Below are 12,101 nucleotides of genomic sequence, written 5' to 3'. Positions count from 1 at the left end.
GCTAGACGTGCGCCAGTTTCTCCAGCACGGGGGCGGCGGCGCGCAGTTTCGCCCACTCGTCGTCGTCCAGTTCCCCGACCAGCGAGGCCAGGAACGCGTTCCGCTTGCGGCGGCTCTCCTCGAGCATCGCCTCGGCCCGCTCGGTCTGCGTGACGACCTTCTGACGCCGGTCGTCGGGGTGCGGCTCCAGGCTGACCAGTCCCTTGGCCTCCAGCAGGGCCACGATGCGGGTCATCGACGGCGGCTGGACGTGCTCCTTGCGGGCGAGCTCGCCCGGGGTGGCCCGGCCGCAGCGGGCCAGGGTGCCCAGCACCGACATCTCGGTGGGGCTGAGGGACTCGTCGACGCGCTGGTGCTTGAGCCGACGGGACAGCCGCATCACGGCGGATCGGAGGGCGTTCACGGCGGCTGCGTCGTCGCCATGGCTGAAGTCCGGCATGTTCCTTAGCGTAACTCATTACCCTCGCTAAATACCACCCGGACGGTGCGCACGCGCCCGTGAGCCCCGCCACTGCGCCGCTTTAGCACCCGTACGGGTGACCCCTCCAGGAATCGCGACACGCCGCACCGTGGTGTGGCGCGGCCCTCGTGCGCACGGGACCGGGGTGTTCGGCCTGCGCATCGACCGCGACCTGCTCGAACGGTTCCGTGGGCATGCCGCCGGGCGCGGCATGGGCGTCCGGGGCCATGCCGTCCAGACGCTCGTGCGCGATGACTCCGACCAGCGGTTCCGGGCCGCCGCCGAGGAGACGGAGAAGTTCCGCGAGGCCACGTGAGCCCGGCGGGGCCCATGAACCCGGCGGACCCCACGAGCCCGGTGGGGCCCATGGTGTCCGTGAAACCCTTGGCGCGGGATCAGGTCAGGCCCAGCGCCGGCATCAGGTAGTAGAAGGCGAAGACCGCAGCCACCGCGTACATCGCCGACGGGACCTCCCGGCCGCGTCCGGCCGCCAGGCGCAGCACCGCGAAGGTGATGAAGCCCATGCCGATGCCGTTGGTGATCGAGTAGGTGAACGGCATCACCAGCATCGTCACGAAGGCCGGGATGGCGATCGTGTGGTCGGCCCAGTCGATCTCCTTGATCGATCCGGCCAGGATCAGGAAGCCCACCGCCAGCAGTGCCGGGGTGGCCGCCTGGGACGGGACCATGGTGGCGACGGGCGTGAGGAACAGCGCCACCGCGAACAGGCCGCCGGTGACGACGTTGGCGAAGCCGGTCCGCGCGCCCTCGCCGACACCGGCCGTGGACTCCACGAAGGCGGTGGTGGCCGAGGAGGAGCTGGCGCCGCCCGCGGCGACCGCGACACCGTCGATGAACAGGACCTTGTTGATGCCGGGCATCTGGCCCTGCGCGTCGGTCAGCTTGGCCTCGTCCGAGACGCCCATGATCGTGCCCATCGCGTCGAAGAAGCACGACAGCAGCACGGTGAAGACGAACAGGACGCCGGTCAGCACGCCGACCTTGCCGAAGCCGCCGAACAGGCTGACCTGGCCGACCAGGCCGAAGTCGGGGGTGGCGAGCGGGTTGCCGGGCCAGGTGGGCGTCGTCAGGCCCCAGGACGGGATGTCGGCGACGGCGTTGACGATCATCGCGACGACCGTCATGGCGACGATCGAGATGAGGATCGCGCCGGGCACCCTGCGCACGATCAGCGCCAGCGTGAGCAGCGCGCCGAGGGCGAAGACGAGGACCGGCCAGCCGGTGAGGTGACCGCCGGTGCCGAGCTGGAGCGGGACGGTGGTCTGGGCGGCGTCCGGCATACGGGTGACGAACCCGGAGTCGACCAGACCGATCAGCATGATGAACAGGCCGATGCCGATGGCGATGGCCTTGCGCAGCCCGTAGGGGACGGCGTTCATCACACGCTCGCGCAGACCGGTGGCGACCAGGATCATGACGACGAAGCCGGCCAGCACCACCATGCCCATGGCGTCCGGCCACGACATGCGCGGCGCGAGCTGGAGGGCGACGACCGAGTTCACGCCGAGGCCGGCGGCCAGCGCGATCGGGACGTTGCCGATGACGCCCATGAGCAGTGTGGTGAACGCCGCGGTGAGGGCGGTCGCGGTGACCAGCTGACCGTTGTCGAGCTGGTTGCCGTACATGTCCTTCGCGCTGCCCAGGATGATCGGGTTCAGCACGATGATGTACGCCATGGCGAAGAAGGTGGCGAAACCACCGCGGATCTCACGGGACAGGGTGCTGCCGCGCTCGGAGATCCGGAAGTAGCGGTCGAGGGCGCCGGACGCGGCACCGGACCCCGGCTGCTCGGGGGTGGGGGCCTTGGTGGTGGCCGACGGAGACATGCGAGGACCTCATCACCGGCGGGCACCCCCCGAAGCCCTTTGGTGTTTTCTACGAATGAAAGCGGTCAGAGACAAACGAATTCAGTATGAACATATAACGCCGTCCACGCTATCTTCGCGCGTAGAACGCCCTGCTCCCATGCGGTCCCCGTCACACGGTCCGCGGGCTCCCTGCCACGCGGTCCACTCGGTCCCCGTCACACGGTCCATGCGGTCCCCGTCACGCACCGGGTCCCTCGTAAGCTGTCCGCATGGCGAAGTGGACCCCCAAGCACGAGGCGCCGGAGCCCCTGGAGGGCCCCGTGGTCGCCACCATCACCGGCGGCACGATCGTCTGGTTCGCCCTGTTCCTGGTCCAGCTGCCGTTCTACGGCTGGTTCGACGACCACGGTCACACCTGGTGGCTGTGGACCTGCCTGGCCGGCGGCGGGCTCGGCTTCATCGGCATCTGGTACGTCCGCAGGCGCGACGCCGCGATCAAGCGGACGCGGGCGGCCGGGGCGGCCTCCCCGGCCGGCCGCTCCCCCGCCCCGTCGGCCGACTGAGCCCCACCGGCCGGGCCCTGCCGGCTTTCGCGCCGCCGCCGGTCGCCCCGGTGGTGCTGGAGCAGCGGCTGCGCACCGACGCCGCCGACACCCTGCGCTGCTTCGCCGAGCAGAACGTGCGGACCAAAGCCATCTCCGGCGACAACGTGGTGTCGGCCGGCGCGGTGGCCGGCGGGCCGGGGCTCGGCGGCACGGCGGTCGACGCGCGCCGGCTGCCGCCCCGAGCGGCACCAGCCGGCCGGGGCGGCGACCTTCGTGACGTACCTGGTGGCGCGGCACCACTACAGCGGGCCGGACCCGCGGGCCGCGGAGACCAGCGCCGTGAAGCTGACGCTGTTCCTGATCTCGCTGTGGGTGCTGGCGGTCATCACCCGCCCCTGCACCTGGTGGCGGATCGGGCTGGTGGCGATGGGCACCGGGTTCCTGCCGGTGCTGGCCGTGCCGTGGCTGCGGGGCTTCTCGCGCTGAGGCTGGTCGGCACGGTGGTGCCGTGGGGCCGCGGTCGGCATCGCGGCGGTGGCGGCGGCCGCCCTGGGACTCCCGTGGAGACTGGTCGGCCGCCGCTTTCCCGTCGGGTAGGCCCGGGGTTACTGCACGCCGATGTAGTCACCGGTGGCGGTGGCCTTGCCACCGGTCGGGGAGCCGTTGAAGACGAAGCGGTAGTGGCCGCTGGCGCTCGCCGTGACGGTCGTCTTCAGGGCGCCGGTGGAGGTGGACTTGATGCCCTTGACGTTGCCGTAGGTGCTGGTGTCCTTCGCACGGTACTGGAGGACCACGGACTGGTTGCCGTAGCCGACGTACGTGTTGGTGTCCCAGTCGGCGCGGGTCAGCTTGCCGGTGATGGTGATGGTCTCGCCCTTCTTCACCGGCTCCGGAGCGGCGTCGACGGTCACCTTGGAGGTGCGCAGGACCTTGCGGGTGCCCACGTTCTCCAGGGTCACCTCGTCGTTCTCGGTGGCCACGACGACGCCGACGCGCCAGGTGCCGGCGTCCTCGTTGAGCAGCTCGTCCGGCAGGAAGGTGACGGTGGTCGAGCACTTCAGGGCGGTCGAGGAGACCTCGGTGCAGGCGGCCGCGCCGTCGGAGGCGAAGCCCCAGGTCGCGTCGTCGATCGAGGTGCCGTGGTAGATCATCGCGGCGGTGCCGTAGTAGCCCAGGTCGCCGGTGTGGTTCAGGGTGTACGTGAGCGGCACGGTGTAGGTGCCGGTCGTACCGACGACGATGTCCTTGTTGTTGTTGACCGACACGCCGGAGACGGTGACGTCGAGCGCGGCGGCGGCCTTCACGGAGGCGCCGCTGCGGGCGGTGGGCGCGGGCGCGTCGGCCTTCAGGCCGGCCTTGAGGTCGGCGGTGATGTCGCTGACGGTCGCCCCGAAGGACGGCCTGATGTCGTCGGCGGCCTGTGCGACGGCCGGCACGACGAGGGCGGAGAGGGTCAGGGCACCGGTGACGGCGGCCACGGTGGCACGTATACGCATGTGTTGGATCCCCCACAGGGTGACAGTGGAGTCTGATGACTCACATGTTCTGATCCGTGGCGGGAGTGACTGGTTGCACGCCGTGCGAAGGCTTGGCGAAAACGACACCGGCAGTTCACCTTGACGTCCTGAGGGTGAACTGCCGGTACCAGGAGGCGAGTTACCTCACATCGACGTAGTCACCCGCGGCGTTGGCTGCCGGGGTGGTCGAGGTGCCCGCGAAGGCGAAGCGGTAGTAGCCGTCGGCCGACGCCTTGACGGTGGTCTTCAGGTTGCCCGTCGAGTTCGTCTTGACCGTCTTGACGGTGGTGTACGTGCTGGAGGACTTCTTGCGGAACTGGAGCTTCACCGACTGGCCGGTGTAACCGGCGTACTTGCCGGTCTCCCAGTTGGCGCGGGACAGCTTGCCCGTGACGGTGATGGTCCTGCCCTTCTTCACCGGCTCCGGGGAGGCGTTGACGGTGAGCTTGGCGGCGCGCTGGACCTTGAAGCTCTTGACGTTGTCCTTCTGCACGAAGTTGTCGTCCTTGGCCACGGCGACGGCCCACACCTTCCAGGTGCCGGCGGACGCGTTGGTGAGGTTGTAAGCCGGCTCCAGGGTGAAGGCCGACGTGCAGGTCGACTTCGTGGCGTTGACCTTGGTGCACTTGGCCTCGCCGTCGCTGCTGTCGGCGATGGCTCCGGTGTCGGACTTCTCGACGCTCGGACCGTGGTAGAGGATGGCCTGCGCCCAGTCGGCGCCGGAGTTGTCGGTGACGGTGAAGGTGACCGTGACCTTCTTGGCGGCGGTGGGACCGGCGACGACGGACTTGCCGCCGTTGACCACCACGTTGGAGATCTTCGTGTCGCCCACGGAGTCGTCGGCGTGCGCGGCCGGGACGGCGAGGGCGGACAGGGCCAGGGCACCGGAGACGGCGGCCACGGTGGCGTGAATACGCATGCGTTTCCCCACGTTGGAGAAGGGGACCCCGGCTCTGGTCGTTTCGTACGGCTCGTCGTCGGCACGGGGCCCCGAATGATCGTGGAGTCTGTTGACTCGCATGATCAGATGCACCACTCGGTCATTTGGTTGTACGAGAAGCAAAAAGTTCGTGCAGGATTTCCCGGACTCAGTCGAACCAGCGGTCCCGCGCCAGCTCCTCCGTGCGCGACGGGTCCTCCAGCAGCGCCGCCACCTCGAAGCGCCGGGGCCACTGGCCCGCCGCCCAGGCGAGGCCCGCGGCCACGCCCTCCAGGGTCGCGGCGTGCAGGACCCCGTCGTCCGTGAGGCGCCAGTCGATCTCCACGCCGTCGACGACGAGCTCCTCGTGCTCGACGTACGACGCCGGGGTGCGCGGCCCCAGCAGCACCCGCACCGGCTCCGGTACGTCGTGCTCCGTGCCCTCGGAGTCCACCCCGCCGGTGACGGACTCGCTCAGCCGCCGCACCTGGAACAGCTCGGCCAGCCCGGCGGCGCGGGCCGGACGTACCGGCAGCAGCGGCACGCCGTCGGTGAAGGGCAGCAGGTCCGGCGAGTCGACGACCACCGCGTCGGCGGCGTCCACCACCCGCACCTCGCCGTCGACGACCGCGCGCAGCTCGTCCGGCAGGGTCACCTGCTCGGGGTCCAGCTCGGCCAGCGCGCCGTACAGGGCGTGCAGCTGTGCGGCCGTGACCGGGCGGTCGGGGTCGGCGAGGCGGTCCAGCAGCTCCGCCGCGCCGCCGGGCTCGTCGAGGAGAGCGGCCACCGAGGTCCGTACGCCCAACGCCCGCAGCACCTGTTCGTCCTCGAACCCGGTCGCGTCGGCCTCGTCGTACAGGCCGCGCAGCAGCGGGTCGCCGCCGGCCGCGCGCAGTCCGGCAGGGCGGCGCCCGCCGATCACCGGGTGCCCGCGCAGCCACCACGCGGTGTACGGCCGTACGACCTCGTGGGTACCGTCGTGCAGCAGGACCCGCACCGGCTGGGTGAGCGCGTCGCGCAGCGGGGGCCGGGACAGCAAAGCAAGGGCCTGCGGCCAGCGGTCGTCGTCCACGAGGTCGAGGTCGCGCACGGCGACGATCTCGGTGGCGACGGGCGGGACGGGGCTGTCCGGGAAGCGGTCGAGGACGTCCTCGCTCCACACGTCCACGGCGTCCAGCAGGCCGGCGTCGTCGGGTTCGGCGAAGTCCCTCTCGCGGGGCTCCAGTTCGTCGGGGTCGAGGACGACGTCGGTGGCACGGATCAACGCGAAGTCCACCAGCACCCCGCAGGCGGCCAGCGGCTGTTCGCCCCACCTGTCGGCCAGTTCGGCGTCCACCGAGGCGAGTTCGCCCTCCCGCATGACCTGGGCGAACGGCCCACCGGGGAGGACCAGCTCGCAGGCCGGGGAGAGTTCGCCGTCCTCGTCGGGCAGGGCGAGGGCGCCCAGCCAGGGCTCGTCGCCGGGTTCGAGCCCGGCGTCGCGCACCAGGCCGAGCACGGTGTCGGCCAGCTCCTCGGCGTCCGGGGCGTCCTCCTCCCAGTTCGTCCCGCCCTCGTCGTCGAGCGAGGCGGCGACGGCGGCCCGCACCTGCGGGGTGGTGAGGACGGCGCGCGAGGTGGCGGGAAGCGCGCCCAGCTTCTCCAGGAGGGGGTGGGCGGCCCCCGGGTGGGCGACCTTGAGCCCGAGCCGGGCCAGCACCTCGGGGTCGATCCGGGCGGCCTCCGCACCGGGCAGCAGCACCTGCCGGGGCCCGATCGTCGTCCTGCCGTCGGCCAGCGGCACCGGCAGCCCGGACAGCCGGTCCGGGTCGACCCCGGCAAGGCTGTCGTACAGCCGCCGCCACCAGTCGGGGGACTTCTCCAGGCCGGCCAGCCGGTCGATCGCGTCGGTGAGCGGGACCCGTGCCACGTCCAGCGTGCGCAGCTCCGCGCGGCGTTCGAGACCGGCGGGCAGCAGGGTGGGCAGGACTTCGGCCAGCACCCTTACGGTGTCCGCGCCCGCGCCCTCGACGACCTCGGCGTCCCTGGGGCGCAGGGACTCGGGCAGGTCGGGGTCGTCGTACCGCCCGGCCTGCCCGCCGGCCGGCGGCAGGAAGGACGTACGGGGCAGCCGCTCGAGGATCGCCCGGCGCAGGGCGCCGTCCAGTTCGCCCTTGCCGAGCGGCCCCGGCACCAGGTCGATGATCCCGGCGGCCACCGGGCGCCAGTCGGCGAGGAGTCCGGCGTAGGCGTCGGCGGCGCGCTGCACGAGGAAGTCGGTGAGCGGGCCGGGGGCTGTGTGCCGGCGGGTGGAGTCCAGCGGGAAGGAGGCGATGAGCAGCGCGGGCACGCCGAGCGGCTCGTCGCTGGGGGTGGGCGCGTGCACGACGGCGCTGGTGCGGGGCCGGGCGGGGCTGCCGTCGGAGTCCACGGGGACGGCCCAGGTGACCGACCAGTGCGGGCGCAGCCGCTCCTCGACCGGCCGGTCGGCGAGCAGCTCGGGGGTGAGCGGACCGTGCGCGACGGCGGTGCGCCAGCGGGTGGCGCCGGTGGGGGTCCCCTCGCTCGAGCGGAGCCGAGAGTCCTCGACGACGGTGAGACCGTCCTCGCTGCGGCGGCTGAGGGTGCGGGGCTCCGCGTCCCCGACCTCGACGACGACCTCCTCCAGGCCGGGCAGGGCGAGCAGCAGGGCGTCGTCGACGGCGTGCAGCAGCCGCTCGGCGAGATCGGCGGCGGCGGTGTCGCGCAGCGGGAGGATGACGACCGTGTCGTACGGAGCGGGCGCGGTGCCCTCGGCGGCGAACGGCAGCCGGAGCAGCGGCACGTGCCCGTCCCGGCGGCGGATCTCGTCCTCCAGGCCGGGGCTGCGCCGGGCGGTGTCGTCCGCGAGTCCGCGGGCCTCGGCCAGCGACCAGCGGACCCCGCCGTGCCGGCCGACGACGGCGGGCTCGTCGGTGACGGCGAGGACGGCGGCGAAGCCGACGCCGAACCGGCCCACGGACCGGTCCGGCGCGTCCCGCTTGGCGGAGGCCCGCAGCGTGGACAGCGACTCGACGCCGGCCGCGTCCAGCGGGGCCCCGGTGTTGGCGGCGACGAGGACCCCGTCGCGCAGGGTGAGCCGCAGACGTCCCGGCACGCCCGCGCGGGCGGCGGCGTCGGCGGCGTTCTGGGCGAGTTCGACGACGAGGCGGTCCCGGTACCCACCGAGGACGAGGTCCTCCTCGGCGTTGGCGTCCTCCCGGAAGCGGGCGGGGCTGGCGACCCAGGCGTCCAGGACCCCGCGCCGCAGCCGCGCCGTACCGAACGGGTCGGCGCCCTCGGCGGCGGGCCGCACGAACTTGCTCACGTTGACTCTCCTCATCGGCCCACTTCTGCGTGAGGTCGAAGGTACCGCCCCCGGGTGTCCCGGGGACGCGCTGTCCGCGTCCCGCCGCCCCCCTGGGGGGTGATCGGGACCGTGCTGCTCCGGTCGCTGTCCGCCGCCGCGCCGGCCGTGGTGCCGGTGTGCGCCGTCGTCCGTCCGTTCGCCGGCCGGAGGCCGGGATCGCGGTGCCCGCGGCCGGCGTCGTGCCCGCGACCGGCGCGATCCGCCTGGAGGCGGTCCGGGAGGAGGACGCCCGCTTCGGGCCGGTGATCGACTTCCTCACCGCCGTACTGGTGCCGACCACCCTCCTGTGGCGCCGCGTCGCCCACCATCACGCCCGCGAGATCGGCCCCACGCGCTTCACCCTGCCGGGCCCGGCCTCCGTCCCGGCGGCGCCGCCGACGTCCGACGGCGGGGGCGGGGGCGGCGCTGTGGCGCTGGAGGTGCTGGGCGGCTGAACGGGAGGGAAGGCCCCGGAGACCCACGCCACATTCACTGGGCGGCCGGACCGGCCGCCCAGTGACAAGCCGCACAGGCACTTTGCCGAGTACTACCCGGAATAGTGAAGAAGTGGTTGAACCCAAAAGGGGCATTTGGTGCGCAGGGCCGATCGATCAGCTTGAAATGGCGGTTTCCTCCCGCCCGGGACCGTCCGTCAAGAGACGTGCGCCTCATGTCCGGAGTACGGCCTTTCGTCGTAGGTCACACCTTTGCGGCTTTTGGGCGGTGGCCGTTACCAAGGAACGGCCACCGCGGCACGGACCCGTTCCGCCGGTGGCTTCCCCCGCCCCCTCACCCACGAGGTTTCGATGTCCCAGCGCGTCACGTCCCGTTTCCCCCGTACGCCCCTGGCCCGCACTCGCGCCGCCGTCCTGGCCGCCGGTATGGGCGCCACGGTCGTCCTGGGAGTCGGGGCCGCGGTCGCCGCCGAGAACACGGCCGCGCCCGGCGCTGCCACCGCCGTCCAGACGCAGACCACCGTCAAGAAGCAGGCCGCCGCCAAGAAGGCGACGACGGCTTCCTGGGTCTCCCCGGTGAAGAGCTACGCGCTGTCCGCGAGCTTCGCCCAGAACGGCGGCATGTGGGCGTCCAAGCACAGCGGCCAGGACTACGCCGTCCCGACCGGCACCGCGGTGCTGGCCGCGCACGGCGGCACCGTCGTCAAGGCCGGCCCCAACGGCGCCGGCGACGGCCCCGCGTACGGCAACGCGGTCGTCATCAACCACGGCGACGGGACGTACTCCCAGTACGCCCACCTGTCGCAGGTCAACGTGAAGGCCGGCCAGATCGTCAAGACCGGACAGAAGATCGCCCTGTCCGGCAACACCGGCAACTCCAGCGGCCCGCACCTGCACTTCGAGATCCGCACCACCCCGAACTACGGCTCCGCCATGGACCCGGCGAAGTTCCTGCGCGCCCACGGCGTGACGGTCTGACCCGCCGCGCGCACAGCAGCACCCGAGCGACCCCGAGGACGGCCCCGCGCCCGTCCTCGGGGTCGCTTTCGGCGCTCAGCCCTCGGACGCGTACGGGACGAAACGTGCCCAGGTATCGGGGGTGAAGGTGAGGCGGGGGCCCGCGGCGCTCTTGGAGTCGCGGACGTGGACGGTGCCGGGGGTGAGGGCGAGTTCGACGCAGGAGTTGCCGTCAGGGCCGTCGCTGTAGCTGCTCTTGAACCACGCCAGTTCGGAAGCATCCCCGGTAGAAGCCTTGCGGATCATGTCTCTCCCAGCACTTGCTCGACGAAGGCCAGCGACTCCCGAGGGGTGAGAGCCTGCGCTCGGATCGTCCCATACCGCAGCTCAAGGATCCGCAGCTGCTTCGGGTCAAAAGTCGGTCGACCGTTGAAGGCACCGTCGGAACGGCCTGCCGCCGCGCCGTCGGCGAACTTCAGCACCTCGATCCTGCCGTCCAAACCGGGATGGGCACCCGCGCTCGTCGGCATCACCTGAAACGTGACGTTGCGCAACCGGGCCACCTCCAGCAGATGTTCGAGCTGCTGACGCCACACCATTGTGCCTCCGACCCGTCGGCGGAGAGTCGCCTCTTCCAGGACGAAGCTGAGAGCAGGCGCCGGGGAACGCTCGAAGATCGACCTGCGTGCCATGCGAGCAGCGACCAGGCGCTCCACCTCCTCCTCCGAGTACGGCGGCTGCCACGCCTCGAACAGAGCACGCGCGTGCTCCGGCGTCTGCAGCAAGCCGTGAATGCTGAGCCCGACGTACACCCCGAGTTCGACCGCCTTGGCTTCCAGCTCGGCCAGCACCCGCACGCTCCTCGGGTACCGGACCTTCTTCACGTCCTCCCAGGCCGCTGCGATGAGGCCGCCCGCGCTCAGGACCTCGTCCGCCTTGTCCAGGAACTCCTGGCGAGGGATCCGCTTGCCGCCCTCGATCTTGTAGATCATGTCCTCGCCGTAGCCGACGACCCTGCCGAACTCGGCGGCCCGCATACCCACGGCCTCACGGCGCAGCTTCAACTGCCGTCCGACGGTCGTGATGACCGCGACGCCCCACTCGTCGTCCGGGTCGACCTCCCAACCCGGTTCGTCCGCCTCTTCCTTGAGCCGACCCGTCTCCACCTCGACCGCCGTCATGCCGCACCTCTCCTTCAGAACCGCCCATGACGCTCCCGGCGCCCTACCCGTACCAACCGTCGGCACAGCCACGACAGCACCGGACAACCACCGGACAGTGACCATACGTACGCGTTGAGTTACTCATCACGGTACGCAGATCCGGCCACGCTGGGTGATGTGAATCAGCGAACCGCCGACCCTGCCACCCCCGTCCGCAACTTCACCGTGCCGCTCTCCCCCACCCCACGCGGCGCCCGTCTCGCCCGTCTGCTCGGTGCGGAACAACTCCGCTCCTGGGGGCTGCCGATGGATCCTGCCCGTCAGGTCATCGCGGAGCTGGCCGCCAACGCGGCGACCCACGGTCGCGTCGCGGGAAGGGGCTTCCGGCTCACGCTCTACGTCGTCGCCGACACCCTCCGTATCGAGGTCACCGACACCCGCGGCGAACGCCTCCCCGACCCACGGCCGGCCTCCCCCGAGGCCGAGTCCGGCCGGGGCCTGTTGCTGGTCGAGGCGCTCGCCGATCGCTGGGGTGTGTCCGAGGGGCGCTTCCCACGCAAGACCGTCTGGGCCGAACTGCGACTTACATCGCCGGAACCCGGGACCTGCAGCTCCGGCGCCGTCGGCGCCTTTCCCGAACAGGAACTTCGGGAAAGAAACCCCACCGGGCCCCACCCTTTCCCGCCCGAGGCGCGCGATCGCTCGGGCGGGTGAACATCACCGGATCAGCCGGATTTCCGAACCCCCGACACCTCTACGCTCAGCGCGCACCACCCGAAAAAGACCTCGGCCCCCGCCGGGACTGGCATCCCACTGCGAGGGCCTGACCACCAAGGAAGTCAAGCCCTTCCCGATGGACACCCAAAACACTAGCGCGCCCCCGCGTCTCCAGTCAGCCGCCGACCGCAAT

12 protein-coding genes and 1 pseudogene are annotated in these 12,101 nt (G+C 71.6%); 6 read left to right on the top strand and 7 right to left on the bottom strand.

Annotation, left to right across the window (positions count from 1 at the left end; all coding sequences use genetic code 11):
- Position 1 precedes the first annotated feature (1 nt).
- Positions 2–439, bottom strand: coding sequence for a MarR family winged helix-turn-helix transcriptional regulator (locus KYY02_RS00390; RefSeq protein ID WP_371235353.1), 438 nt, complete (start codon positions 437–439; stop codon positions 2–4).
- A gap of 97 nt (positions 440–536) precedes the next feature.
- On the opposite strand from KYY02_RS00390, the gene KYY02_RS00385 reads away from it, so the two are divergent.
- Positions 537–776: a ribbon-helix-helix protein, CopG family gene (locus KYY02_RS00385; RefSeq protein ID WP_371235352.1), complete on the top strand. Its 240-nt coding sequence runs from the start codon at positions 537–539 to the stop codon at positions 774–776.
- A gap of 79 nt (positions 777–855) precedes the next feature.
- Here the strand turns inward: KYY02_RS00385 and KYY02_RS00380 are convergent, their stop codons facing one another.
- On the bottom strand, positions 856–2,307 hold the full coding sequence (locus KYY02_RS00380) for an NCS2 family permease (protein ID WP_371235351.1): 1,452 nt from the start codon (positions 2,305–2,307) through the stop codon (positions 856–858).
- A gap of 251 nt (positions 2,308–2,558) precedes the next feature.
- Between KYY02_RS00380 and KYY02_RS00375 the strand changes: the two genes are divergently transcribed.
- Positions 2,559–2,852, top strand: a complete 294-nt coding sequence (locus tag KYY02_RS00375; protein WP_371235350.1) for a DUF2530 domain-containing protein — start codon at positions 2,559–2,561, stop codon at positions 2,850–2,852.
- 237 nt (positions 2,853–3,089) lie between these two features.
- Positions 3,090–3,431: pseudogene (locus KYY02_RS00370) on the top strand (cation-translocating P-type ATPase); the annotation flags it as partial.
- An 8-nt stretch (positions 3,432–3,439) separates the two neighbouring features.
- Here the strand turns inward: KYY02_RS00370 and KYY02_RS00365 are convergent.
- From KYY02_RS00365 to KYY02_RS00355, 3 genes are all read right to left on the bottom strand, one after another.
- A complete protein-coding gene (locus KYY02_RS00365) occupies positions 3,440–4,330 on the bottom strand; it encodes a hypothetical protein (protein ID WP_371235349.1) in 891 nt (296 codons plus the stop codon).
- Between the two features lie 160 nt (positions 4,331–4,490).
- Complete coding sequence (locus KYY02_RS00360; protein WP_371235348.1) at positions 4,491–5,270, bottom strand: calcium-binding protein; 780 nt, start codon at positions 5,268–5,270, stop codon at positions 4,491–4,493.
- A gap of 169 nt (positions 5,271–5,439) precedes the next feature.
- Entirely contained in the window at positions 5,440–8,610 is a 3,171-nt protein-coding gene (locus KYY02_RS00355; protein ID WP_371235347.1) for a sacsin N-terminal ATP-binding-like domain-containing protein, read from the bottom strand.
- Positions 8,611–8,753: 143 nt separating this feature from the next.
- Here KYY02_RS00355 and KYY02_RS00350 point away from each other — a divergent pair, with 143 nt between their 5' ends.
- Positions 8,754–9,071, top strand: coding sequence for a hypothetical protein (locus tag KYY02_RS00350; protein WP_371235346.1), 318 nt, complete (start codon positions 8,754–8,756; stop codon positions 9,069–9,071).
- A 351-nt stretch (positions 9,072–9,422) separates the two neighbouring features.
- Positions 9,423–10,049, top strand: coding sequence for a M23 family metallopeptidase (locus KYY02_RS00345; protein ID WP_371235345.1), 627 nt, complete (start codon positions 9,423–9,425; stop codon positions 10,047–10,049).
- Positions 10,050–10,124: 75 nt separating this feature from the next.
- Here KYY02_RS00345 and KYY02_RS00340 read toward each other — a convergent pair whose 3' ends face one another.
- Together KYY02_RS00340 and KYY02_RS00335 are read right to left on the bottom strand one after the other, a co-directional pair.
- Positions 10,125–10,334, bottom strand: a complete 210-nt coding sequence (locus KYY02_RS00340) for a DUF397 domain-containing protein (RefSeq protein ID WP_371235344.1) — start codon at positions 10,332–10,334, stop codon at positions 10,125–10,127.
- Positions 10,331–11,209, bottom strand: a complete 879-nt coding sequence (locus tag KYY02_RS00335) for a helix-turn-helix domain-containing protein (RefSeq protein WP_371235343.1) — start codon at positions 11,207–11,209, stop codon at positions 10,331–10,333. The genes KYY02_RS00340 and KYY02_RS00335 overlap by 4 nt, the downstream gene beginning before the upstream one ends.
- 159 nt (positions 11,210–11,368) lie before the next feature.
- Here KYY02_RS00335 and KYY02_RS00330 point away from each other — a divergent pair, with 159 nt between their 5' ends.
- Entirely contained in the window at positions 11,369–11,905 is a 537-nt protein-coding gene (locus KYY02_RS00330; RefSeq protein ID WP_371235342.1) for an ATP-binding protein, read from the top strand.
- Positions 11,906–12,101 lie beyond the last annotated feature (196 nt).

This window comes from Streptomyces pimonensis (genome assembly GCF_041380215.1).
GTDB lineage: Bacteria > Actinomycetota > Actinomycetes > Streptomycetales > Streptomycetaceae > Streptomyces > Streptomyces pimonensis.
Note: the sequence above shows the minus strand (reverse complement) of the source record. Positions and strands in the feature narration are given on the sequence as shown.

Bases quoted from the DNA above. Each gene is read 5' to 3' on its own strand.
- KYY02_RS00340 (WP_371235344.1), bottom strand. From the start codon at position 10,334: ATGATCCGCAAGGCTTCTACCGGGGATGCTTCCGAACTGGCGTGGTTC.
- KYY02_RS00345 (WP_371235345.1), top strand. From the start codon at position 9,423: ATGTCCCAGCGCGTCACGTCCCGTTTCCCCCGTACGCCCCTGGCCCGC.
- KYY02_RS00360 (WP_371235348.1), bottom strand. From the start codon at position 5,270: ATGCGTATTCACGCCACCGTGGCCGCCGTCTCCGGTGCCCTGGCCCTG.
- KYY02_RS00390 (WP_371235353.1), bottom strand. From the start codon at position 439: ATGCCGGACTTCAGCCATGGCGACGACGCAGCCGCCGTGAACGCCCTC.
- KYY02_RS00335 (WP_371235343.1), bottom strand. From the start codon at position 11,209: ATGACGGCGGTCGAGGTGGAGACGGGTCGGCTCAAGGAAGAGGCGGAC.
- KYY02_RS00355 (WP_371235347.1), bottom strand. From the start codon at position 8,610: ATGAGGAGAGTCAACGTGAGCAAGTTCGTGCGGCCCGCCGCCGAGGGC.
- KYY02_RS00365 (WP_371235349.1), bottom strand. From the start codon at position 4,330: ATGCGTATACGTGCCACCGTGGCCGCCGTCACCGGTGCCCTGACCCTC.
- KYY02_RS00375 (WP_371235350.1), top strand. From the start codon at position 2,559: ATGGCGAAGTGGACCCCCAAGCACGAGGCGCCGGAGCCCCTGGAGGGC.
- KYY02_RS00380 (WP_371235351.1), bottom strand. From the start codon at position 2,307: ATGTCTCCGTCGGCCACCACCAAGGCCCCCACCCCCGAGCAGCCGGGG.